Here is a 22721-nt window from a genome sequence, read left to right on the forward strand (position 1 = left end):
GTTTCCGACAGGGTGTTATTTTAATACGCCAAATATAAACTGCTAGTATTTATTTTTCAACTACTTGCGCCGGATTGCCAAAAACGGTCTGATTGGCCTCCACGTCTCCAATTACGACGGAACCGGCACCGACCCGAGCATTTTTCCCAATGGTAACCCCTGCTACCACCGTCACTCCGGATCCCAGGAAAACCCCATTACCAATCGTCGTTCCTGAATTTACCACCGCCCCGGCACCTATTTGCACGAAGTCCCCTATTTTAGCCTGATGCTCTATGGTTGCGTTGGTATGGAGAATGCAGTGATTTCCAATGCTGGCACCTGCACCGATGCTAACCTTTGCATTGATAAAGTTTCCATGGCCTATCGCCGCATCTGTTGAAATATAGGAAAGGCGGTGCAAAGCGTTGACGGGTTGTACCTTTCGCTTCTCATTGAGCATTTTTACCAAAGAGGCTCTGTACCGGGCATCATCCACCGCCACGAACGCTTCACATTTTTTACCGATCAATTTTAAAAACCCGTCGTCTTCCGGGTTTCCCAAAATCGCCACATTGTTTATTTCCTTTTTGTGAAGGCTTTCGTCCTCATCCAGAAAACCATACACTACCAGATCATGGCTGTTGAAAATTTCAAGTGCGGGATGAGCGATGCCCTTGGCGCCAAATATAATAATGGGTTTCTCCATGATTCTTTTTTTGAACCGCAAAATTAACGGAAATTCCTGTCCCGTGCAAAGATACTCATTTATTGCCTCGGAGTATGTTTTGGCCAATTTTGCAGGAAAGGCACTTCCTTTTGGAACAATAGCCATGATACAAGCCCAGCATCCCCTGGCTGTCAAAGGCCTGCAATGGCTCCCAGCCAGCCCCTGAAAAAATAGCAATCAAACTGTTTTTCTCTGCCGGGATTTCCTGAAGAAAATTAAAGCATTTTTCCTGCCAAAGCCCCAAGTCCGAGTATTGCCCATAGGCATACCAAAGCGGTACCACGAAGTTGATGGCCAGTAAATTCAACAGACCCTCCGTTAGTTTGCCGCTGGTTTTCGATTTCATGGGCTTTCCAAAGTGATAGTGTTGCTGCCAATACGGACTCACCGTCATCTCAAAAACCTTCCGAAATGAGGACACATCCTGGAGCCGATAGAGAACGTTTGAAAATAAATTCGGACTGGAATTCAATAGGGCGGCCAGCTGGGACAAGCGAAAGGAAGGGAAGTTTCCCGGCCTGACTTTCATGAATTTCCACTCCGATCCGAACAATTCCCTTTTCAAACCGTACTTCCGCTGCAAGTAACTGTACTCTGCTGCCAACCGTTGCTCATACCCGGGACTCAAATCTAAGGAAGGCTGCATCATAGCAGCCTGCCCGTATATCAGGGCTTCCACCTGCAACAGGTTACCTGCACTTTTTTTGAGCAAATTGTACGGAAGACTTTTGGCTACCTTCAGCATGGGTTTGGCATTGGTCTTAAAACCAAAAGAATAAAACAACCACTGATAAGCCGTCTCTTCCCAATCTTGCTGATTTTCTTCTAACAAGGATAAGACCTGTTGACTTTTTCCCTGTAAACGCTCCACCAATGCCTTTTCCAGCGTGGAGAATTTTAATATTCCAGGAACTCCGGCCAATGCATCCGTGCACAAAAGTTTTTTTGGCGAAAACAACAGTTTCTCGTAGTTCTTTATCACGTCCAAAGGAATCTTGCCCTGAAGCGATAAGGTAGGAAGCGTGGTGCCATCCGCCCGGGTGACGGGTTCGTCGTCCTCCCATACCACATGCAAAACCACGCTATTGTAAGCCGGGTCCTTTTGATGTTGATGGGACTTCCAATCGGAGGAACGTAGGTGAATTTCTACATGACCAAAATGCTTGATCCCAGCGATCAGGATTTCGGCTTCTTTAAAGTCCGGACCTTCGTGCTGGTTATGAAATCCGATTTTGTAAACCGACAGGGGCAACCCATTGCTGGTCTCCAGTCCTTTTTTGTCAAAATACTGGTACTTCCAGACCATCTGAAGAAAATCCTCCTGAAAACGAATCATAAAAAAGGGAATGAAAATCCCTATGAATATACAAAAAAATCCGTTTTTTGAGAAAATACCTGCGCAAATATCAGCCGCAGTATTGATTTAGTAGCTTTTCCATGGAGGTTTGAAGCGACTGGGCTTCCTTCATGGCAGCCTCGGCAAAATCCCTCCCGGATGAGGCATAAATTATTCCACGAGAAGAATTCACCAACAATCCGCAACTCGCATTCATACCATACCGGGCAACTTCTTCCAGGCTTCCCCCCTGCGCCCCCACTCCGGGTACCAGTAAAAAATGTTCCGGGATGATTTCCCGTACCGATTGAATCGCCGGGCCCCGGGTAGCCCCCACCACATACATGGTATTCTGTGTTGTCCCCCAGGATTTACTTTTTTCCAATACCGATGCAAATAAAGGCGTTCCGTCCTTGTCCTCTATCAATTGAAAATCATGACTCCCCCGATTGGAGGTCAGTGCCAGTAAAATCACCCATTTCCCTTCAAATTTCAAAAAAGGACTCACACTATCCTCACCCATGTAAGGGGCTACTGTAATGGCATCAAAATTCATTTTTTCGAAAAAGGCCCTGGCATACAAGGTAGAAGTATTTCCAATATCCCCTCTTTTGGCATCGGCAATGGTAAAGACTTCGGCGGGCAAATAGTCCAGGGTTTTCTGCAACGTCTCCCATCCTCCGGGGCCCAGGGCTTCGTAAAAGGCCAAATTAGGCTTGTAGGCGACAGCCTGATCGATGGTGGCATCAATGATCGCCTTGTTAAAGGCAAAAATCGGATCTTGCTCCTTGAGAAGGTGGTCGGGGATTTTTTCCAGGACTGGGTCCAACCCAACACAAAGAAACGACTGCTTTTTTTGAATTTCCGCGTATATTTCCCCTGATGTCATGCCACAAAAATAGAAAAAATAAGCACAGTAGTGCCAATGTATACCTACCTTACCTCAGGTCGATGACTTCAACATCCTGATTTTCTTGGGTATTAAATACGAAATAATCGTCCATAACATTGACATTGCTGTCCAAATCTTTAAACGAATACGTAAACGTGCCTCCTACGTCATCTTGGATTTCCCAGGCAACGAGATCCAGCTTGGACTTGTCAATAAAAAGCGTGATTTTCTCAAATTGAGATGATTTCTTTTCGGCAGTAAGTAGAATTTCATGAACAGCCACTCCATTCTTCTGATCACTTCCGACTAACTCAGCCTGATATCCCTTTTGATAAATCGTATAAATGTTGGAAGGGGTCAGTTCCTCTGTATCTTCCTCCACGTTATTAATGGTTACCTCCTTATACTTGCTGGATTTGATGAGGGTCCATACGGTATTCCCATTATTAAAAATTTCCTGGTCATTGAGCGTAAGCCGGTATTTTTCACCCTTGACGGTTACCTCTCCCGTATTGGTTTGTATCAAACCTTCATCTTCGGTAGCGTAAGCATATTCAAAGGTAGCCGAAAACCCGTTCAGCTTTTGGTAATTTTCACTTACTTCTGATAAAATCTCTACCGCTTTGGGGTCATTCTGCCCAACTGCGATTTGAAAACTCAAAAGGAAAGCAAGACTTAAGGCGATTTTGTTTTTGCTTGTCATTTTTCTTTTACAATCTGTTCTAAAGGTTATTCAATAATTGTTCCAAACTGTTTTCATCCTGTACCAATACCTCTCTGGCTTTGCTCCCTTCAAATGCTCCTACCACACCAGCCGCTTCGAGCTGATCAATGATCCTTCCTGCCCGGTTATAACCTAGTTTCAATTTCCGCTGGATCAACGAAGTACTTCCCTGCTGGTGCATAACGATCAACCGGGCGGCATCGTCAAATAATGGGTCTCTGTCCGCAAGGTCTACTTCTCCCAAACCACTATCTCCTTCTTCGCCCACGAATTCCGGGAGTAAATACGCATCCGGATAGCCCCGCTGATCACCAATCCATTCGCATATTGAATCCACTTCCGGGGTATCCAGAAACGCACACTGTAGCCTGATCACATCCGAACCCATGGATAACAACATGTCTCCCATGCCAATTAACTGCTCGGCACCCCCTGCATCCAGAATGGTGCGGCTGTCGATCTTGCTGGTAACCCTGAACGACAACCTGGCGGGAAAATTAGCCTTAATAATGCCGGTAATTACATTAACGGAAGGTCGCTGCGTCGCCAGCACCAGGTGAATCCCAATGGCTCTGGCCAATTGGGCAAGCCTGGCAATGGGACCTTCTATTTCCTTTCCTGCTGTCATCATCAAATCTGCCAATTCGTCGATCACCAAAACAATATAGGGCATAAATTGATGCCCCTTTTCAGGGTTCAATTTCCGGGCAACAAACTTGGTATTATACTCCTTCAAATTTCTGCAACCTGCATCCTTCAACAAATCGTACCGATTGTCCATTTCAATGCAAAGCGAATTTAAGGTATAAATCACCTTTTTTGTATCTGTGATTATGGCTTCCTCGGCGTTGGGAAGCTTTGCCAGAAAGTGCCTTTCTATTTTATTAAAAAGGGTTAATTCTACCTTTTTCGGATCTACCAGAATCAACTTTAGCTGTGAAGGGTGCTTCTTGTAAATCAGGGAGGCAAGAATCATGTTTAATCCTACCGATTTTCCCTGGCCTGTGGCTCCTGCCATCAGTAAATGGGGCATCTTGGCTAAATCCACAACGAAAACCTCATTTGAAATGGTTTTTCCAAGGGCCACCGGCAGGTCCTTATCGCTCTTCATGAATTTTTCCGTACCCAATACCGACCGTGCGGCCACTAATTCTCGGTTTTTATTCGGTACCTCAATCCCTATGGTGCCTTTTCCCGGAATGGGAGCGATGATTCGGATGCCCAAAGCGGCCAGACTCAGGGCGATGTCATCCTCCAGATTCTTGATCTTGCTGATTTTTACCCCTGGATCCGGAATGATCTCGTACAACGTGACAGTAGGTCCAATGGTGGCCTTAATTTCCTGAATCCCGATTTTGAAATTAACAAGGGTTTCTACAATCTTATTTTTATTCTCCTCCAACTCCTGCCTGGTGACCGTAACTTTTTGCTGATCGTATTCATTCAGCAAGTCCAGCGTGGGAAATTGATAGCTGGGAAGGTCCAGCGTAGGGTCGTAGGGATCAGAGTTCACGACGGTATCGGCCGTTTTTTCTTCCTCGTGTTGGGCGGCTACAAAAAAGTTATCAGCAGCTTCTTCCTCCTCCGATTCGGTCATTTGAGTTCGATCCTCCACATTGAATGCAGGTGATTCAGAACCGGCCTTTTGAGGAGCTGGCTTTTCTCTATCAGATAATTTCCAGCTATTCTCTGATTCTTCTTCTTCTTCTGAGAAATCCAAATCCTCCGCGACCGCTGTGTTTTCAGGAACCGGATCCTGCAAGGGATGAGCTGCTTTTTCATCTTCTCCCCCGGCAGCGGTGCCCGTTTCAGGATCTCCAAACCAGCTGATTTTCTCTACGTTAAAAAACACAATGACAAATATTAAGAGCGAACCGAAAATAAGAATGAACGTTCCCCAACCCAGTAATTCGTCCGCAATCAGCGCCAATTCGTATCCCAAACCCCCACTTAGGAATGCGAGGTAATTAAATCCATCAATTAAATGGACCAGGTACCCTAATAACAATCCCAGCCACACCAGAAAAAACAAGGAGAAAAAAGCGTACCGACTCAAGGAGATCAGGCTATTTTTAAACGATAGGCGATAGCCCCATAAAAACAGAAAGGGAGGGAAAAGCAAAGCAGCCAGCCCAAACCATCTGAAAATCATGTAATGCGACATCACCGCACCACTGTATCCCAGAAGATTTTGGGTCTCCCCACCTTTTGTTCGTAAAGGTACGCCCGAATCACTCACCAGACTTTGATCGGCCTGTCCTGCAAAAAGGTAACTTAAAAATGCCAAAAACATGAAAATGGCAAACATCATAAAAAAAATGCCAAATGATAAACCCCAGCGTTTATCCTTAAAAACAGCCCATGTAAGGGTGCGCGTTGGCTTTTCTGCTCCTTTTACGGGACCTGATTTTTTCTTAAACGTATTTTTTTTGTACGTATTTGCAGTCATGGTTATTCCTTTCCTCCACTATTCGGGATGTAATTTAACGCTTGCATTAGAAATAAAAAAGAATTGCTAGCTCCCTCAACCCTTGATCAAACCCTTTTTCAATCGCTTCACCAAGGCTGGCCCCTCATAAATCATTCCAGAGTAAATTTGCACCAGACTGGCCCCGGCTTCCAGTTTTTCCCTGGCATCCGAAACAGAAAAAATGCCTCCAACCCCAATAATCGGAAAAGCATTACCGGATTTTTGAGCCAGGTACCGGATTACCTCCGTGCTCCTATCCTTTAATACCTTACCACTAAGACCCCCTGCTCCAATGGCCGCTACCGCTTCCGGAGAGGTTTTCAACCCGTCCCTTTCAATGGTTGTATTGGTGGCCACCACCCCATCGATTCCGGTTTCCCTAACGATAGCAATGATATCATCCAATTGTCCATCGGAAAGATCCGGGGCAATTTTGAGCAACACCGGTCTGGTCTTTGGGTAACTCTCCATGGTCTTTTTCACTGCCGTTAACAAGCGCTGAAGCGGCTCCTTGTCTTGCAATTCCCTTAACCCAGGGGTATTTGGCGAACTTACATTTACTACAAAATAGTCAACATAGGGATGCAAGACATGAATGCAATATAAATAATCGTCCAGGGCTTTATCGTTCGGGGTATCCTTATTCTTACCAATATTTCCGCCCACCAGCATTTTGGCATTCCGCTTTTTAAGCCGTTCCACGGCAGCCGCCACTCCCCCATTGTTAAACCCCATTCTATTGATCAGGGCCTGGTCTTCGGGAAGTCTGAAAAGTCGGGGTTTGGGATTACCGCCCTGAGCCCTGGGAGTGAGCGTGCCGATTTCTATAAAACCAAAACCAAGCATGGCCATCTCGTCTATTAGCTTTGCATCCTTATCAAAACCAGCCGCCAGGCCAATGGGATTGCTGAACTTCAATCCAAAAACCTCCCTTTCCAAATCCCGGTGCTCAAAAGCAAAAGCTGATTTAATCAGGGAATGCAATAAGGGCAAATTAAACAGCCTTTTGATCCAGGAAAAGGTGAAATGATGCGCTGACTCAGCGTCTTGAAGGAATAAAATAGGCTTAATTAAATACTTATACACGTCGGCAATCATTTTTCTAAGCCCAAAATTAAACCAATTCTCCGACATCCCCTGCTATTCGATTCACAAAGTACGGGCAAATACGTTCCTTCCCTACATTCCATTTATTCTTGCCCATCTGATTTAGGAGACAGATGGAAGAAATCAAGCATACGGCAAGCAGGACATAGTGGAATGAATATTCTACCATGCGAGATGTCCCCCAATAAGGATCAGGAAAGGCAATGCCCTCCGTGGGTACGGGACAAGCTATGTTCGCTAAAAAATAGGACCATATAAAATCGAGTTGCCTGAGTACTAATTTAACTCAGATCGATAAGCTCCTTTCTACCCGAGGCTACTGCTTTGTAAATAGTATCTATGATGATTAGATCTTTCAGGCCTTCCTCGCCATCTACAGGCACTTTTGCGGTGTCCCCTTCCAGTATGATTTCTGCCATGCGGTCCATTTGTACCGTCTGATGGGTGATATGGGGGTTTTCCAATGGACCTTTATGTGTTTTCCCCTTTATAGGACCGTATCCCGTAGAAGGCTGCATCTCGGCAAAACCCTGGGTGCCGTTAAGAAAAAACCGATCCAGGTTTCCCATACTATAAGTGGAAAGACAGGAGGCCACAATTCCTTCCGGAAATCCAAACTGAAATAATATCGTTTCATCCACTCCTTCTTTGAATTTTACCGGATCCGTTTTGGTCTCCTGAGCAGTTACCCAGATGGGCTCTTTTCCTATCATGTATCGGGCACCATTGATAGAATAAATACCGATATCCATCATGGCTCCCCCTCCTGCGAGTTCCTTATTTAGGCGCCATTGGCTAGGATCGCCGATTTTAAACCCACTCAGGCCCTGAAAAAATTTGATTTCTCCAAATTCTCCTGCTTCTCTCATGCGGATAACCTCTAGGGTATTGGCTTCAAAATGCATGCGGTAACCCACCAAAAGTTTAACGCCTGCCTGCTTGCAAGCTTCCACCATCTCTCTGCCCTGTTCCGCATTGAGGGCCATTGGCTTTTCACAAATGACGTGTTTCCCTGCTGCTGCCACGCGCAAGGTCTGGGGATGATGAAGCGCATTAGGAGTAATGATGTACACGGCATCAATGTCCGGATTGTCCTTAATCGCATCAAAATTTTCGTAGTTATAGCAGTTTTTGGGCGGGATGTCGTACTTTTTCTGCCAGTCTGAAATTTTTGAGGGGGTCCCACTGATGACACCGACCAATTTTGCCTTTTTACTGTCCTGCATGGCTTCTGCTACCCTGGTTCCATAACTCCCAAGTCCCATAATAGCGACACGCAGCATGGTATCCTGAGAAGCACTTTTTTGCCAGCCGGAGAAGGAGATGGAATTAAACCGGGGTATCAGCGGTAAGGAAACTGCAGAAAGGGTTAGTTTTTGTAAAAAGTTTCGTCTACTCTTCATGGTCCTTTGGTTTTTGGTTATCGTCGATGGTTCTGAATTACGTCAAATGCAAGATATTGGTTTTTTCCGATATATAGAACATAAAAATAGGCTTACCTTTGTTCTGTAAAAGGAAAAATAAGGTAATCTATTCGAAAACGGTGGAAAAAATTAAGTACCAGCAAGAAAACCATCTGTCTGTCTATGAATTCCAGGAAGTGCTTATTGCTTCCACTTTGGGAGAAAGAAGACCGGTGGCAGACATAAAAAGACTGGAAATCATGCTACGGCATGCCAATCTGACCCTCACTGCTAGAAAGGACGGACTGCTGGTTGGAGTCGCCAGGTCACTAACAGACCAAGCCTTCTGCACCTATTTATCGGATCTGGCTGTTCATCGGGACTTCCAAAAACAGGGGATAGGCAAAACATTGATCTTGAAGACCAAAGCGGCCTATCCCCTGGCTAAGTTAATTCTCTTATCCGCTCCTAAAGCAGTGGAATATTACCCTAAAATCGGCATGAGCCGGCATCCCCATTGCTACTTTTTGGATGACCTGACTAAGGTCACCTGATCGGAAATCCCCACTACTGGTATCCTACCTTGCTAAAGGTGGCCGTTTGGAGTTTACACGGAGCCGGGAGAAGGCAAGTCAAATTCTGCTCTTCGCGGGTCGTACAAGAGGCGATTGGCTTCCAGCGATCCTTCTCCCACAAAATGCTCAGCCTCTCCGTCGAATTCCAGCCATGGACCTACCACGTATTCAGCCTGGTCTATTGGAACGCCCATACCATCTCTGGCTATTTCATGGATTTTCATAAATTCTTCAAACGCCAGCGGGTTATCTCCAAACCTTCCTGCCTTGGCATTAAAGGGAACTTTTTTACCCAGTCGGTAGGAAATGTTCATCAGGTGCCCCATGGTACAACTGTAATGTGCATCGTACATATTCCCATTGGCCATCATGGGATCGTTCGCTTTGCAAGCGGCAATAAAACTGCCGAATGCACCACCAGGGGTAATTTTTACGGGGCTTGCGTTGACATTTCTGGGTTGACTGCCCTGATGAGAGGTGTACTCTCCACCTTCCATCAACCTACCTCCATCTTCAAAATAAAACCGGTTAGTTACCTCTCGTTGGTAGCCCTCGTGGTCGACATTTCTAACATTAAAGAAAACGTACTGCCCGTTGGCAAATTCGGCCAGTGCAAACATGGTATTGGGTGTCTCTCCCTGATCATCCCACTTAAAACGCCCGCCAATAGCCATTACTCTTTTTGGGTGGGTATTGGCGACTTCATCATCCAGCGCCCAGTAGGCTACATCCAATTGATGCGTTCCCTGGTTATTCAATTCTCCATTTCCCACTTGCCAAAACCAATGCCAATTATAGTGAACCAGGTTTTCATGGTAACCATCGATGATGGAAGGCCCTTTCCATAAGTTCCAATCCAGGTGATCAGGTGGATTGGTTACCGGCCGGTAGCCTATTCCCTCCCTGGGCTTACAGGCAAATCCATGGGAAACTTTCATTTTTCCATACATGCCGGATTTAATTTCTCCAATTTGCTTTGCCCAGTTATCACTGCTTCGTCTTTGCGTTCCGTGTTGAACGACAATGCCGTATTTTTCGGCTGCTGCCAGGGCAATTCTTCCTTCGTGAACATCATGGCTGGCAGGCTTTTCCACATAGCAATGTTTGCCCGCCTGCGCAGCCCAGACCACCATCAGGGAATGCCAATTATTGGGAGTAGCCACACTGATGGCATCTATCTCACTGTCCTCCAACACCCGCCTGACATCTGTTTCGGCTTTTACCCGGTTACTTTTTGTCTCTCCATCTCGAAGGGACTGAACACGCTCTCCCAGTACGCGACTATCCGGGTCCACCAGGTAAGCAATTTCCGAATCCTTGTGCTCGGAGAATTCACGGATATGGGTCTTCCCCCGTCCATTTACCCCACAAACTGCTATCCGGAACCTTTCATTGGCACCTATTATTGCTCCGTAAGACTTTGCATTAAAGCCCATGGCACCGATGGTCAATCCACCCGCACCAAAAATCGATTTTTTAATAAACTCCCTTCTTTGTTTCATTATTTGGGTTTTGTTAATGTTTAATTCAAACAAGTTTGTTTATAAATAAAAGAAAATTCTTATTGGAATCAAACAGTGCGGTCCGGTTTAAAGAAAATTGCTCTAATATATCATTCCTTTTTACCAATCCAGCCTACTTTAAAAGGAGCCCCGAATCCAAAAAAACGGAAGCATCCTTTACATAAGAATGTATTTGGTGAATTTAATGACAGGGAGATCCGACTGCCATTGCCTGGGCTTAGGGATCGGTAAAAAAATGCCCCTTGCCACCAGGTTAGCCTAATAAGAGTATTGAAAAAATCCGAATTATTAATTAAGATGCCTGCAACAAAGAATCAATCAATTCCGATGGGGTTTGGATGCGGGCAATTTTGTCATCCTCTAATTCTTTTTTTAGTTCATATTCCAGTTCGAAAATCAAGCCTGAAACAAAAATTTTGTCCATTCTTAAATCATAATAAAAATTGGCTGCTTTCTTTTTCCCTGTGAGTGGAATGCCATAAGATTGAAACACCCCAATTGCTTTACGCATGGCTGTGATATTTTTCATAAATTTCCCTGAGAATTAATTTAAAATGAAGACGAATTATCCTGTGATTTTGTTGTGCCAACACGCAGGTTTTTTTATTAAAGTTTTTTAACGGAGGAATAAACCGCAGTAAAACCTAATTTTAGTCTGAAAAATGGGTTAACCTATTTTCTTTCCTTTTTTCCTACCCTGTTGCGTGTATTTCGGAGAACCAATAACCTGCGAGCTGTAAATTCCTCCGTGACCACTAAATAAGTAAGCAATTACGCAGGCTAAACCAATAAAGACCCCGGGTTCGGCGCCAAAAAGTTCCATTCCCATTAGGGTACAGGCTAATGGGGTATTGGTGGCTCCTGAAAAAACGCCGACAAAACCCATCCCCGCCAATAATGCCAATGGCAACGGTATGAATACAGATAAGGCATTCCCCAGCGTAGACCCCATGTAAAACAAAGGTGTGACCTCTCCCCCTTTAAAACCTGCTCCTAAAGTGATGGAGGTTTTCAGCAGCTTTACGAAAAAGTCATACCAGGGCAGGTCTTCGGAAAAGGCATCCACAATGGTGGGAATACCAAGTCCTATATACTTGGTAGTTCCCATAAAATAAACAGAGCTGGCAATGATCAGCCCCCCGGCCAGGGGACGCAATGGAGGATATTTGATGACTTTGGAAAAGAGTGCCGACCAGAAATGAGTGGTCTTCGCAAAAAGCCTTCCTGCCAAGCCATAACATATGCCTGCCGGAATGACCCATAGAAAGTTAATTATATCAGAATCAGGTACATAGGGAATGGAATAATGCGTATGAGGAACGTTCCATAAGCCGGCACAGGCATAATCTGCCAGATAGGCGGCAAAAAATGCCGGCAAAATAGATTCGTATCTCAATCTTCCGATAATGAGCCATTCCAAGGCAAAAACGGCCCCTGCCAAAGGGGTACCAAATACGGAAGAAAACCCTGCAGCCACCCCAATAGTCAGGATGATTTTCCGATCCTGAGCAGATAGTTTGAACCATTTGGTGAATTGGTCGGCCAAAGCTCCTCCCATTTGTACAGCGGTGCCTTCTCTTCCAGCCGACCCACCAAAAAAATGGGTAAGGACCGTCCCTCCAAGCACCAAGGGTGCCATTCGTAGCGGAATTACTTGCATGGGATTGTAAAATTCCTCCAGTAGCTGGTTATTTCCTTTCACCACTGAGCTACCAAATTGGTGGTACATCCACCCGATAAAAAACCCACCGAGAGGCAGAAAACCGATAAGCCAGCGATGACCTTCCCTGTAGCGCGTCGCCCAATCCAATGCAATTAAAAAAAAGGCTGAAGCAGACCCCACCACTAAGCCAATCACGATCGACAGAAAAAGCCAGCGAAAAGTAAATTTGAGACTAGGAACCAGTTCCTGAAAAAGAAACTTGCTCAGTGGTAAGAATTTTTTGCTCCTCTTCAACATAAACGAACGGACAACGATGCATACAAAACGAAACCTGAGAATAACAGGTACTATCAGTTGAAGCAGGAGTCATCAGCTGCAGGGAAGTAGCAGCGGTTTGTTAGGAATGATCCGACGATCGCGTCGTCCATCACCGATTCTGGTGGAACTCCATCACCAAAGGCTGCAAATATAAGGAAAGAATTTAAAACTCATCACGGAAATTATTATGGAATACCGCCTTAATTACCGGTAGGGCCCATTTGTGGAAATGGGACGCTGGCTGCGTTGCTTCATCCTGGAAAAATCCGGAACGCATCCCTTAGATGGAATAATTTTTGATGAATGAACAGTCAGTAAAAATTAACCACAGAAGAAAAAATAAGGATGCAAAATATATTGATTACCGGAGGTTCCGGATTAATCGGCAATTCGATTACAAAATTGCTTCAGAGTCAGGGCAAAGAAGTGGCCTGGCTTAGTAGAAATCCGGACAAACAGCAGCAAAAGTCTTTTTATTGGGACCCTGAGAAAGGCATTCTGGATCAGGAGTCGCTTTACTGGGCGAATGGGATCATTCATCTCGCCGGTGCTGGTGTGGCCGATAAGCGCTGGACCGATAGCCGGAAGAAGGAAATTCTGGATAGCCGCGTAAAAAGCGGCCATTTGCTTTATCAGGAACTCCAAAAAATAAAAGACAAACCCAAAGCGCTGATCAGCTCCAGCGCCGTGGGTTTTTATGGGTTTAACACAGGAGAAAAATTAGTTTTCGAAGGAAATCCTCCCGGAAAGGACTTCCTCGCTACGGTAGTGAAGGAATGGGAGACGGCGACAGAAAAAATCCAGGACCTAAAAATCCGTACCGTACTCCTGCGAATAGGAATCGTGTTATCAAAAGACGGAGGAGCCTTACCTGAAATCCTCAAGCCCCCGGTGGCAGCTCCACTAGGAAATGGAAAACAATACATGAGCTGGATTCACATCGAAGACCTTTCGAGAATGTTTGTGCATGCCTTGGAAAACCCCGGCTTATCGGGCATTTACAATGCCGTTGGGCCAGTGCCGGTAACCAACCGTGGTTTGACGAAGAAAGCAGCCCACTTTAAAGGAAAACCTTTTATAGATGTGGGTGTACCAGGATTTGCTTTAAAGATCGTCCTGGGGGAAATGGCGCAAATGGTTCTGGGCGGCAATCGGGTAAGTTCGGAAAAAATGGAGGGTACTGGATTTCAGTACCTCTATAGCGACCTGAACCAGGCTCTAAAGCAAATATTCGAATAGATTTGATAGATGGTCCATTTTCCTTGATGAAAATTAGTATTTTCATATTTGTTTTCTGAATCCTATTTATTTCTCCGACTAAATCAAGTAATATGAAATTTACCTTATCAAGCATCCTGCTTTTGCTCTTTTTTTTATCCGCCAGGGCTCAGGAGGAAGTGAGCCTGGAATATTACCTTCCCGAAACTTCTACTTACGATAACAGCATACCCAAACCTTCAGCTGTTCTGGGGTTTGAAGTCGGAGCCTGGCATGCAAATCATTCTCAGGTAGTTCATTATTTTAAGACCATTGCGGAGAATTCACCGCGTGCAGTAGTAATCGAATATGGGCAAAGCTACGAAAAGCGGCCTTTGCTAATGTTGGCTGTTTCCTCTCCTGAAAATATCCGTAACCTGGAAGATATCAAGTCGGAGAGAGCTGGGTTACGAAGCGGTACGGCCAATCCACAGGAATTGCCCGTAGTCATGTACATGGGCCATTCGGTTCATGGAAATGAGGCTTCGGGAGTAAATGCTTCCCTTCTGTCTGCCTATCATTTCACGGCCGCCTCAGAAATCGCTGAAGACCTGGAAAATATGATTTTACTTATTGATCCTGCCATTAATCCGGATGGTATAAACCGCTTTGCCTCCTGGGTAAATAGCCATAGAAGCTACCACCCCAACGGAGATCCCAATAATCGTGAGCTTAACGAAACCTGGCCGAGGGGACGGACCAATCACTACTGGTTTGATCTTAACAGGGATTGGCTTCCTGTCCAGCACCCAGAATCCAGAGGACGAATCAGTCAGCTTCAAAAATGGCTGCCGAATATTGTGTTGGACTTTCACGAGATGGGAACCAACAGTACTTTCTTCTTTCAGCCAGGCATCCCCAGTCGGAATAATCCGCTTACGCCGGAAAAAAACATGGAATTAACAGAGAAAATAGCCCAATACCATGCTCGCCATTTGGACGAAATCGGGTCTCTGTATTATACCAAGGAGAGTTTTGACGACTATTATTACGGAAAAGGATCCACCTATCCGGATATTCAGGGTGCCATTGGGATATTGTTTGAACAGGCCTCTTCCAGAGGGCACCTTCAAGAAAATGTGTATGGGGAAATCTCTTTTCCCTTTACCATTCGAAATCAATTTACTACCGCACTGTCATCCTTCGAAGCTGCCCGTGACATGCGGGTAGAACTCAACCAATACATGGTAGACTTCTACGAGGACTCCAAAACCGAATACACGGAGGATGATGACAAAGCTTACATATTTGGATCGGATGAAGACTATGGCAGAGCCTATCATTTTGCAGACCTCTTATTGCAGCACGACATTGATCTGTACAGTTTGGAAGAAGACGTAAATATGAACGGAGTGCCTTTTAGTTCCGGCAACTCCTTTATCGTACCACTGGATCAGCCGCAATATAAAATGATCAAAACCATGTTTGAAACGCGGACGGAATTTCAGGACAGCCTTTTCTATGATGTTTCTACCTGGAACATGCCCATGGCATTTAATCTGAACTCCATGGCACTCAGTAGTCGGATCCTCAATCTGGCGGAAGTGGAAGATGTCAGTGCGGGCATTCAATTCCGGGAAGGTAAGGTATTGGGGACATCCGGAGCCTATAGCTACGCCTTTGGCTGGGAGGAATACTATGCCCCAAAAGCGCTGTACCAACTGATGGAAAAAGGATACCAGGTACGAGTCACACACGAAAAATTTCAAAACCAGCTGGGTACTATTTTTAACCGCGGGACGATCTTAGTAGAAAAAGGCACTTCTGATAATAGCGAAGAAACCTTTTATGAGGACATGCAGGATATCGCTGCCAGCACGGGTGTCACGATTCACGCACTATCTACCGGATACACCTCCGGAATTAACCTGGGCTCACCCAGTATCGATGTGTTGGAAAAACCCTCCGTTGCCCTATTGGTAGATGAAGGCGTGGGAAGCTCCGATGCCGGGGAAATTTGGCATTTATTTGACCAGCGAATGGAAATTCCACTTACCCTGATGCCAGCAACCCTCCTCTCTTCTGCCGATCTTAGCCGGTACAGCGTGCTTATTTTGCCAACAGGAAATTATTCCCAAATTGAAAAAAATGGGGTCAATAAACTAAAGGCCTGGATAGAAAATGGGGGTACCCTTATTGCGAGAGGTGCTGCCATGAATTGGCTGACAGGCAATGAATTGGCGGCCTTTAAATTTCAATCTCCGAAAGACACCTCCACAGCCAGTCAAGCCCCTTATGCCAACCTGGCAAACGAAAGAGGAGCTAAAGTGACAGGTGGTGCAATATTTAAAACCAAACTGGATACCACCCACCCCATTGGCTATGGGTATCCTGCTGAAAACCTTCATGTATTCAAATCCGGAAATCAATTTCTGGAATTATCCTCCAACCCTTTTGCCAATCCCCTGGTGTATACAGACACGCCGCTGGCCAGTGGCTATGTGCATCCCGAAAACCTGGAAATGATGAAAAACAAGGGTGTCGTACAAATTTCTGCCCTGGGCAGCGGGAGAATCATTGGTTTTGTGGACAACCCTAATTTTCGGGCCTTCTGGTTTGGTACCAATAAATTATTTCTGAATGCTGTATTTTTCGGTCAGACCATCAACAACGCCTCTGCCCGGTAATCGGATTTGAAGGTGAAGCGGTGAAGCACTTTCGCGTTTCACCCTTCCTTTTTCATGGTTTAATATTCGTTTTTTTGACCCTTACAGTCCATTGACTCCCTTGCATTTTGTCAGAGCGATTTATATTTTCCATTAGTTTTGTGTAAATTGCCGACAGAAAAGCATCCTATGGCAAAAAAACTTTTCCCTTTAGATAAAAACTATATCCTTCAACAGGCCCAGTTGGCGATAGAAAAGGAAATGCTTGAATTAATGGTGGTGGAGGTGAAGAATTCCTTCACCCTTCTTTTCAACCCTTTGCAGCTTCAGGACGATACGTATCTGAGAATCCTTCAGCAGGATGATTTTCCGGTGGATCACTTATTGGTAATTTACAGGCAACTGGCAGGTATTTACCGTTTTCGATACGGATCCAACCAATTGGAATTGTTATTTGATGGCAGAAGTCACTTTGAAAAATACCAGGCGGACTGGTCCCTGTGTTTGAAGGGCTGGCTTCAAAAACTCGGTCAGCAAGAAGCCTATGTGAAAACCATGCTCAGAATGACCCTACTATACGATTCACCTTCCCGGGCACTCTTTGCCGAAAACAGATGTAAATCGCTGATCAATGAGCATTTTGGGTTATCTATCATCAAAAGAAAAGGAGACCTTTTATTGAAAACCGGTACCTAGCCGGATTGGGACTATTCGACCGATTCCAAGACAGACCTGAAAGAAACGAACTGGCTCCCAAATTTTTCTTTTAATTCTTCTCTAATGACAGGGCCGTATTTTTGTTGATAGAACTCCAAATCATCCATGCTTTCCGCAAAAAATTGGGCTGAAAAATTCACCCCGTCGCCATTGTCCTCTTGCAATAACCTAAAAAAGCGTTTTTCTATAAACAAACCCGTTTGCATTACCCTTGGCAGGTATTCGTATTTCATCCACTCAACAAATTCCAATTCCCTGTCACTGTCAATGTTTATGGTAATATTATATAGTATCATGGGTTTAGTTGTTTTTTATTAAATTTGCCCGACAATCTCCTTTTATTCTCCTTGAATCCGAAAAACAAAAGTATAAAAAAATCCCTTATTAGAGGATAGTGCTAAAATTGTACCGAAATATAGCCCATGAACGGAAAAAATCACCTTGAACGGACGGGATTCATAATAAGAAATAAATTGGCCCTCGCTAAAACCATCATCCTGATACTTCACCTGGTGGGAATTGTTGGCCTCTATTGGGAAAGCAGCAGGCCATTTTTCCAATTGGTTACCCCGCTGCATTTACTATTGGTCACGGCGATCCTTCTCTATTTTCATGAAGCCTATAATCGTTGGTTTATTTTGTTTGTATTGAGCGCATTTAGTATCGGAATGATCACTGAAATAATCGGCGTAAATACGGGGCTCATCTTTGGGGATTATTCCTATGGACCCGTTCTTGGCCCGAAACTGATGGGCGTACCCTTACTTATTGGGGTCAATTGGTTTTTGATGGTATACCTTACTGGGGGCGTACTTTACCGAATGATAGGAAACGATTTCCTTGCAGCATTTGCCGGTGCCGCTCTTATGGTGGTTATGGACCTAAACCTGGAGCCAGTAGCCGTCGCTCTCGACTTTTGGCAATGGGAATCGTCAACCATTCCTTTTTCCAATTACCTGAGTTGGTTTCTAATAGCCCTGATCATCCAGTTGATTTTCAGAAAATCTCCGTTTAACAAAGAAAACAAACTAAATTTCTTTGTTTTTATTAATTTACTCCTGTTTTTTTTCGTTCTGGCTATTATTTTGCGATAAAAAAAACATTTCATTCGCATAAAAGTTACCTTGAAGATGATAAATGCTTTATTATTTATACTAGTTGGATTTTTGACTATGGAATTCTCCGGATGGTTTATTCATAAATTTATCATGCATGGACCCCTTTGGAATATTCACAAAACACATCATACCCACACCAAAGGCTATTTTGAGTTAAATGATTTGTTTTCCTTGCTTTTTGGCAGTATCGCCATCCTACTAATTTTTCTGGGAATGGAAACCTTGGATTTTCGGTTTTGGATGGGTATCGGAATCAGTTTGTACGGCTTGAGTTACTTTTTCCTACATGATATTCTTATACATCGAAGAGTTAAGTTCTTTAAAAAACCAAAAAATGGGTACTTGGCAGGTATTTTCAAAGCCCACCAAGCGCACCATTCCACTCGAAACCGGGATGGGTCGGTATCCTTTGGGCTCTTTATTGTTCCTTTTAAATATTTTAAAAATAACCGAGATGAGTAATTATTCCATAAAGGACCTTGAGCAACTCTCAGGGATAAAAGCCCATACATTACGGATTTGGGAACAGCGGTACAATTTACTCACTCCCAAAAGAACGGACACCAATATCCGTTTTTACGACGATGATGATTTGAAACTGATCCTGAATGTGGCACTATTGAATGACAATGGCTATAAAATAAGTAAAATCGCCAAAATGACCTTTGAAGAAATAAAATCAGAGGTCCTGAAATTGACAGAAAGATCCTTTGCTTACGACGATCAAATCCATTCTTTGATCATCGCCATGGTGGAATTGGATGAAAATCGCTTCGAAAAAATCATTTCGACAAACATTCTGAAAATAGGGTTTGAGTTGACCATGTTGAACATCATTTACCCCTTCCTATCAAAAATTGGTATCTTATGGCAAACGGGAAGTATTCATCCCGGGCAGGAGCATTTTATCAGTAACCTCGTAAGGCAAAAATTAATCGTGGCCATCGATGGGCAATTGTATTCCGGAGGAGGAAAAAAATTCCTGCTGTATTTACCTGAGGGGGAGCTCCATGAAATTTCCTTACTATTTTCCTGCTACCTTTTAAAGTCCCATGGTCACAAGGTCATTTACCTTGGTCAAAACACCCCAGATAATGACCTGAATAGCGTGTATAAGGTACACCAACCGGATTTTCTGGTAACAGTCATTACTACATCTCCCTCCGGAGAGCAAGTGCAGCCTTACTTACATTCTCTATCTGAAAGATTTCCGGATGCTGGAATTTTGGTTTCGGGGTACCAGATAGTCGGTCAGGACCTAACCATCCCATCCAATGTCCATGTGATGCATTACTTGAAAGACATAAAAGAATATTTACATTCCCTCACCTCCGTCGCTTAAGGCCATTTAGGTCTGCCTGGTACTTATCTCGTGGGAAGGTCAGGCATCTTCGCTGGGCATGCTTGCACTTTTTCCATTCCTCATTTCGCCATTTCTGGCATACAATGTCCACTTAAGTAATTTATCGCTAGAATTTACGATTTATTCCAATGGATTTTTATGAAATCCAACTATCTTTCTTATTCGAAACATGCAATTGTACAAGCTATATTCTGTTCAGGCACGGCGAGGTAAAGGGCTCAACGAATCACCCCGATGACATGCGCCTGAACTATTGGAGTCAAATAGAAGCGGGAGCAACACTGACCAGTGCTAATCTCCACAAGCTTTGTCACCCATTTGCGATGTTTTATTACCTCAGCAACCAAAACATTATCAAACCTCAATTGATGCTTAGACGATGAAAGGACCAAAATACGTTAGCCATTATTGTCAGTCCCTGCCATTTATATGGATAATAATTCTGCTTATTAGTTCCTGCCAACAGGGACCTAATTTGCCGGAGGCTGACCCGGATAATGGCGGCTTGTTCCTGCCAGATGGTTTCGAGGCGGTAGTCGTAGTGGACAGTATCGGAAGGGCACGTCACCTGACCGTTAATGATAATGGCGATATTTACGTAAAATTACGAGTCCCGAATGAAGCCGGTCAGGGAATTGTTGCCCTAAGGGACACCGACAGAAATGGAAAGGCCGACCTAATCGAAACCTTTGGAGATTACAATGACACGGGCAACTATGGTACCGGTATGGAGATCCATAATGGTTACCTGTATTTCAGCACCGCCGGCGAGGTCTACCGGACCCGGCTGGATCCAGAGAAATTGGTGCCGGAGGGAGAGGTGGAGCTCATCATGAAAGATGATTATAAAAATGCAGTGCATGGTTACGAACATATCGCTAAGCCAATTGCTTTCGACAATCAGGGATACATGTACATACCCTTCGGCTCTCCCGGTGATGTCTGTCAGGAGTTTAACCGAAGGCCTGGTGCTCCCGGCTTAAATCCCTGCCCTCAATTGGAATGGCATGGAGGCCTCTGGAGGTTTGATGCGAATAAGCTAAATCAAACCCAGCAAGACGGGTACAGGTATGCAACGGGTATTCGGAGCGTGGTTGCCATGGATTGGAATGAGAAAGAAAACAGCCTGTACGTCGTGCAGCATGGAAGGGATAACCTGCACCGTTCCTGGCCGGATCTATTTTCCAGATGGGAGTCAGCCGTTCTGCCCTCTGAGGAATTTTTCAAGGTGGAAGAAGGAACCGATGGTGGCTGGCCCTATTATTACTACGACCAGATTCGGGAAAAAAAGCTATTGAACCCGGAATATGGAGGAGACAAGGAAAAAGCAACCGGTGCTGAGAATGTGGAATCGCCATTATTGGGATTTCCGGGGCATTTCGCCCCAAATGACCTATACTTTTATCAGGGAGATCAGTTTCCGGACAGGTATAAAGATGGAGCCTTCGTCGCCTTTCACGGTAGCACCATCCGTGGGCCTTATCCCCAGGGAGGATACTTTGTAGGATTTGTACCTTTCGAAGATGGGAAGCCATCCGGACCTTGGGAGGTCTTCGCCGATGGCTTTGCCCAACTGGACACCATCGTCAACACTGGCGATGCCGCTGCCCGACCCATGGGAATTTCCATGGGCCCGGACGGTTCCCTGTACATCACCGAAAGTGTGCAGGGAAAAATATGGCGGGTCATGTATACCGGCGAAAAGTCTGAATTTGGGGAAGCTGCATTGGCAAAACTGGAGGAACGTAAAAATAGCAGAACGAATATCAAGAATCCGGACGAACAAAAAGACAACCTGGAAAAAGGTTTGTTGGAAACCGGTGCGCAAACTTACAATATTTATTGCGCTACCTGTCATCAGACGAATGGAAAAGGGGATGGAACGCGCTTTCCACCGCTTTCGGAGACAGAATGGGTGACCGCTAATAGGGGGCCAAACAGGAAAAGACTGATCAGTCTCTTGCTAAACGGTCTGGAAGGACAGGTTGAGGTAAACGGAGTAGCTTACAACGGCATCATGCCCGCACATTCCTTTTTAAGCGATGCGGAGGTGGCAGGTGTGCTGACTTACATCCGGAAAAGCTTCGGTAATAACGCCTCCAGCATTTCTGCTGCCGAGGTAGCTCAGGTGCGCAAGGAGCTGAAATAATTTGTGTACGAAAGTTCAATTAGTTAAATTCATCCGACCATGCAGCTTATTTACTTCCTATTTATATTGTTTTTCGTTGAATCCCAAAACGCTATCCCAGACAGCATGAATCCTCCCGGACCAAACCCTGCCGAATACCTTATCCAGCCCGTAAATCAGCCGCTAACCATTGATGGAAATTGGGAAAAACCCGAATGGAAAGAAGTGCCAGCGGCCAATATTACCCTGCATATGGGGGAAAAGCCTACCTTCAGCCCCCGTACCCAGGTAAAGCTTAGGTACGATAAACAAAACATTTATGGTATTTTCAAAGTCGAAGATAGATTTGTACAGGCATTAGTGCAGGAAATAAATGGCCCGGTATCCACCGACTCCTGCGTGGAGTTTTTCTTTTCCCCGGATGTTTCCAAGCCATTGGAGTACTTTAACCTGGAGATCAATGCCGCTGGCGTGCCCTTGTTTCACCATGTCACCTCTCCGCGCAAAGAATACGAAGTGGTCAGCTCCGAGCTGATCAAAAAAATAGAAATTGCGCATAGTCTCCCTGGAGAAGTCATTCCTGAAATAAAAGAGTCCACCACCTGGTATATTGAATTCCGGCTACCCGTCGAACTATTAATGCAATACCGATCCATCACTCCCCCCGCACCCGGGGTAGTCTGGAAGGCCAATTTCTACAAAACAGGCAGCCGGACCAGCAATCCTCATTTTATTACCTGGAATGAAGTCGTTAACCAGCGTCCGGATTTTCATTTACCCAAGTACTTTGGCAACCTTATCTTTCAATAAAC

General features: G+C 44.9%; 20 protein-coding genes and 1 riboswitch. Of the genes, 9 read left to right on the plus strand and 11 right to left on the minus strand.

Annotated features, from left to right (window positions below; translation table 11 throughout):
* Positions 1–49: 49 nt before the first annotated feature.
* From GJS45_RS08900 to GJS45_RS08930, 7 genes are all read right to left on the minus strand, one after another.
* Entirely contained in the window at positions 50–688 is a 639-nt protein-coding gene (locus tag GJS45_RS08900; protein WP_162341124.1) for an acetyltransferase, read from the minus strand.
* A gap of 55 nt (positions 689–743) precedes the next feature.
* Complete coding sequence (locus GJS45_RS08905) at positions 744–2045, minus strand: DUF2851 family protein (RefSeq protein WP_162341125.1); 1302 nt, start codon at positions 2043–2045, stop codon at positions 744–746.
* A gap of 70 nt (positions 2046–2115) precedes the next feature.
* On the minus strand, positions 2116–2934 hold the full coding sequence (gene pyrF / locus GJS45_RS08910; protein ID WP_162341126.1) for an orotidine-5'-phosphate decarboxylase: 819 nt from the start codon (positions 2932–2934) through the stop codon (positions 2116–2118).
* A gap of 49 nt (positions 2935–2983) precedes the next feature.
* Complete coding sequence (locus GJS45_RS08915; RefSeq protein ID WP_162341127.1) at positions 2984–3640, minus strand: LolA family protein; 657 nt, start codon at positions 3638–3640, stop codon at positions 2984–2986.
* 19 nt (positions 3641–3659) lie between these two features.
* Positions 3660–6110: an FtsK/SpoIIIE family DNA translocase gene (locus tag GJS45_RS08920; RefSeq protein ID WP_162341128.1), complete on the minus strand. Its 2451-nt coding sequence runs from the start codon at positions 6108–6110 to the stop codon at positions 3660–3662.
* A gap of 75 nt (positions 6111–6185) precedes the next feature.
* Positions 6186–7217, minus strand: coding sequence for a quinone-dependent dihydroorotate dehydrogenase (locus GJS45_RS08925; RefSeq protein ID WP_162341204.1), 1032 nt, complete (start codon positions 7215–7217; stop codon positions 6186–6188).
* 302 nt (positions 7218–7519) lie between these two features.
* The gene (locus GJS45_RS08930) at positions 7520–8641 is read right to left on the minus strand and encodes a Gfo/Idh/MocA family protein (RefSeq protein ID WP_162341129.1); all 1122 of its coding nucleotides are present in this window, start codon (positions 8639–8641) and stop codon (positions 7520–7522) included.
* Between the two features lie 140 nt (positions 8642–8781).
* Here GJS45_RS08930 and GJS45_RS08935 point away from each other — a divergent pair, with 140 nt between their 5' ends.
* Positions 8782–9195: a GNAT family N-acetyltransferase gene (locus GJS45_RS08935; protein ID WP_162341130.1), complete on the plus strand. Its 414-nt coding sequence runs from the start codon at positions 8782–8784 to the stop codon at positions 9193–9195.
* A gap of 53 nt (positions 9196–9248) precedes the next feature.
* On the opposite strand, the gene GJS45_RS08940 is transcribed toward GJS45_RS08935, so the two are convergent.
* The 3 genes from GJS45_RS08940 to GJS45_RS08950 form a co-directional block, all read right to left on the minus strand.
* On the minus strand, positions 9249–10718 hold the full coding sequence (locus tag GJS45_RS08940) for a Gfo/Idh/MocA family protein (protein ID WP_162341131.1): 1470 nt from the start codon (positions 10716–10718) through the stop codon (positions 9249–9251).
* A gap of 313 nt (positions 10719–11031) precedes the next feature.
* Entirely contained in the window at positions 11032–11268 is a 237-nt protein-coding gene (locus GJS45_RS08945; protein ID WP_162341132.1) for an acyl carrier protein, read from the minus strand.
* 138 nt (positions 11269–11406) lie between these two features.
* Positions 11407–12699, minus strand: a complete 1293-nt coding sequence (locus tag GJS45_RS08950) for a voltage-gated chloride channel family protein (protein WP_162341133.1) — start codon at positions 12697–12699, stop codon at positions 11407–11409.
* 56 nt (positions 12700–12755) lie between these two features.
* Positions 12756–12866, minus strand: a riboswitch (Fluoride riboswitch).
* Between the two features lie 199 nt (positions 12867–13065).
* Between GJS45_RS08950 and GJS45_RS08955 the strand changes: the two genes are divergently transcribed.
* The 3 genes from GJS45_RS08955 (at position 13066) to GJS45_RS08965 (ending at position 17279) form a co-directional block, all read left to right on the plus strand.
* Positions 13066–13959: a TIGR01777 family oxidoreductase gene (locus tag GJS45_RS08955; RefSeq protein WP_162341134.1), complete on the plus strand. Its 894-nt coding sequence runs from the start codon at positions 13066–13068 to the stop codon at positions 13957–13959.
* A 92-nt stretch (positions 13960–14051) separates the two neighbouring features.
* Positions 14052–16604 carry a M14 family metallopeptidase gene (locus GJS45_RS08960; protein WP_162341135.1) on the plus strand — a complete coding sequence of 851 codons (2553 nt, stop codon included), beginning with the start codon at positions 14052–14054 and terminating at the stop codon, positions 16602–16604.
* Between the two features lie 168 nt (positions 16605–16772).
* Entirely contained in the window at positions 16773–17279 is a 507-nt protein-coding gene (locus tag GJS45_RS08965; protein ID WP_162341136.1) for a hypothetical protein, read from the plus strand.
* An 11-nt stretch (positions 17280–17290) separates the two neighbouring features.
* On the opposite strand, the gene GJS45_RS08970 is transcribed toward GJS45_RS08965, so the two are convergent.
* Entirely contained in the window at positions 17291–17596 is a 306-nt protein-coding gene (locus GJS45_RS08970) for a DUF4286 family protein (protein ID WP_162341137.1), read from the minus strand.
* A gap of 126 nt (positions 17597–17722) precedes the next feature.
* On the opposite strand from GJS45_RS08970, the gene GJS45_RS08975 reads away from it, so the two are divergent.
* The 5 genes from GJS45_RS08975 to GJS45_RS08995 all read left to right on the plus strand — a co-directional run bounded on the left by GJS45_RS08975 (position 17723) and on the right by GJS45_RS08995 (position 22719).
* A complete protein-coding gene (locus tag GJS45_RS08975) occupies positions 17723–18394 on the plus strand; it encodes a carotenoid biosynthesis protein (RefSeq protein ID WP_162341138.1) in 672 nt (223 codons plus the stop codon).
* A gap of 36 nt (positions 18395–18430) precedes the next feature.
* Positions 18431–18880 (plus strand): sterol desaturase family protein, encoded by a 450-nt coding sequence (locus GJS45_RS08980; protein WP_162341139.1) that lies wholly within the window; start codon positions 18431–18433, stop codon positions 18878–18880.
* A complete protein-coding gene (locus GJS45_RS08985; protein ID WP_162341140.1) occupies positions 18873–19760 on the plus strand; it encodes a MerR family transcriptional regulator in 888 nt (295 codons plus the stop codon). The genes GJS45_RS08980 and GJS45_RS08985 overlap by 8 nt, the downstream gene beginning before the upstream one ends.
* Positions 19761–20160: 400 nt before the next feature.
* Complete coding sequence (locus GJS45_RS08990) at positions 20161–21930, plus strand: c-type cytochrome (protein ID WP_162341141.1); 1770 nt, start codon at positions 20161–20163, stop codon at positions 21928–21930.
* Between the two features lie 39 nt (positions 21931–21969).
* Positions 21970–22719 carry a carbohydrate-binding family 9-like protein gene (locus GJS45_RS08995; RefSeq protein WP_235954687.1) on the plus strand — a complete coding sequence of 250 codons (750 nt, stop codon included), beginning with the start codon at positions 21970–21972 and terminating at the stop codon, positions 22717–22719.
* The last annotated feature ends 2 nt before the right edge of the window (positions 22720–22721 follow it).

Origin of the sequence: Cyclobacterium salsum (genome assembly GCF_010119245.1) — a bacterium.
Classification (GTDB): Bacteria; Bacteroidota; Bacteroidia; order Cytophagales; family Cyclobacteriaceae; genus Cyclobacterium; species Cyclobacterium salsum.

Excerpts from the sequence above, each read along its gene's own strand:
- GJS45_RS08900 (WP_162341124.1), bottom strand. The coding sequence starts at position 688 with ATGGAGAAACCCATTATTATATTTGGCGCCAAGGGCATCGCTCATCCC.
- GJS45_RS08905 (WP_162341125.1), bottom strand. The coding sequence starts at position 2,045 with ATGATTCGTTTTCAGGAGGATTTTCTTCAGATGGTCTGGAAGTACCAG.
- pyrF (WP_162341126.1), bottom strand. The coding sequence starts at position 2,934 with ATGACATCAGGGGAAATATACGCGGAAATTCAAAAAAAGCAGTCGTTT.
- GJS45_RS08915 (WP_162341127.1), bottom strand. The coding sequence starts at position 3,640 with ATGACAAGCAAAAACAAAATCGCCTTAAGTCTTGCTTTCCTTTTGAGT.
- GJS45_RS08920 (WP_162341128.1), bottom strand. The coding sequence starts at position 6,110 with ATGACTGCAAATACGTACAAAAAAAATACGTTTAAGAAAAAATCAGGT.
- GJS45_RS08930 (WP_162341129.1), bottom strand. The coding sequence starts at position 8,641 with ATGAAGAGTAGACGAAACTTTTTACAAAAACTAACCCTTTCTGCAGTT.
- GJS45_RS08940 (WP_162341131.1), bottom strand. The coding sequence starts at position 10,718 with ATGAAACAAAGAAGGGAGTTTATTAAAAAATCGATTTTTGGTGCGGGT.
- GJS45_RS08945 (WP_162341132.1), bottom strand. The coding sequence starts at position 11,268 with ATGAAAAATATCACAGCCATGCGTAAAGCAATTGGGGTGTTTCAATCT.
- GJS45_RS08950 (WP_162341133.1), bottom strand. The coding sequence starts at position 12,699 with ATGTTGAAGAGGAGCAAAAAATTCTTACCACTGAGCAAGTTTCTTTTT.
- GJS45_RS08955 (WP_162341134.1), top strand. The coding sequence starts at position 13,066 with ATGCAAAATATATTGATTACCGGAGGTTCCGGATTAATCGGCAATTCG.
- GJS45_RS08960 (WP_162341135.1), top strand. The coding sequence starts at position 14,052 with ATGAAATTTACCTTATCAAGCATCCTGCTTTTGCTCTTTTTTTTATCC.
- GJS45_RS08965 (WP_162341136.1), top strand. The coding sequence starts at position 16,773 with ATGGCAAAAAAACTTTTCCCTTTAGATAAAAACTATATCCTTCAACAG.
- GJS45_RS08970 (WP_162341137.1), bottom strand. The coding sequence starts at position 17,596 with ATGATACTATATAATATTACCATAAACATTGACAGTGACAGGGAATTG.
- GJS45_RS08975 (WP_162341138.1), top strand. The coding sequence starts at position 17,723 with ATGAACGGAAAAAATCACCTTGAACGGACGGGATTCATAATAAGAAAT.
- GJS45_RS08980 (WP_162341139.1), top strand. The coding sequence starts at position 18,431 with ATGATAAATGCTTTATTATTTATACTAGTTGGATTTTTGACTATGGAA.
- GJS45_RS08985 (WP_162341140.1), top strand. The coding sequence starts at position 18,873 with ATGAGTAATTATTCCATAAAGGACCTTGAGCAACTCTCAGGGATAAAA.
- GJS45_RS08990 (WP_162341141.1), top strand. The coding sequence starts at position 20,161 with ATGAAAGGACCAAAATACGTTAGCCATTATTGTCAGTCCCTGCCATTT.
- GJS45_RS08995 (WP_235954687.1), top strand. The coding sequence starts at position 21,970 with ATGCAGCTTATTTACTTCCTATTTATATTGTTTTTCGTTGAATCCCAA.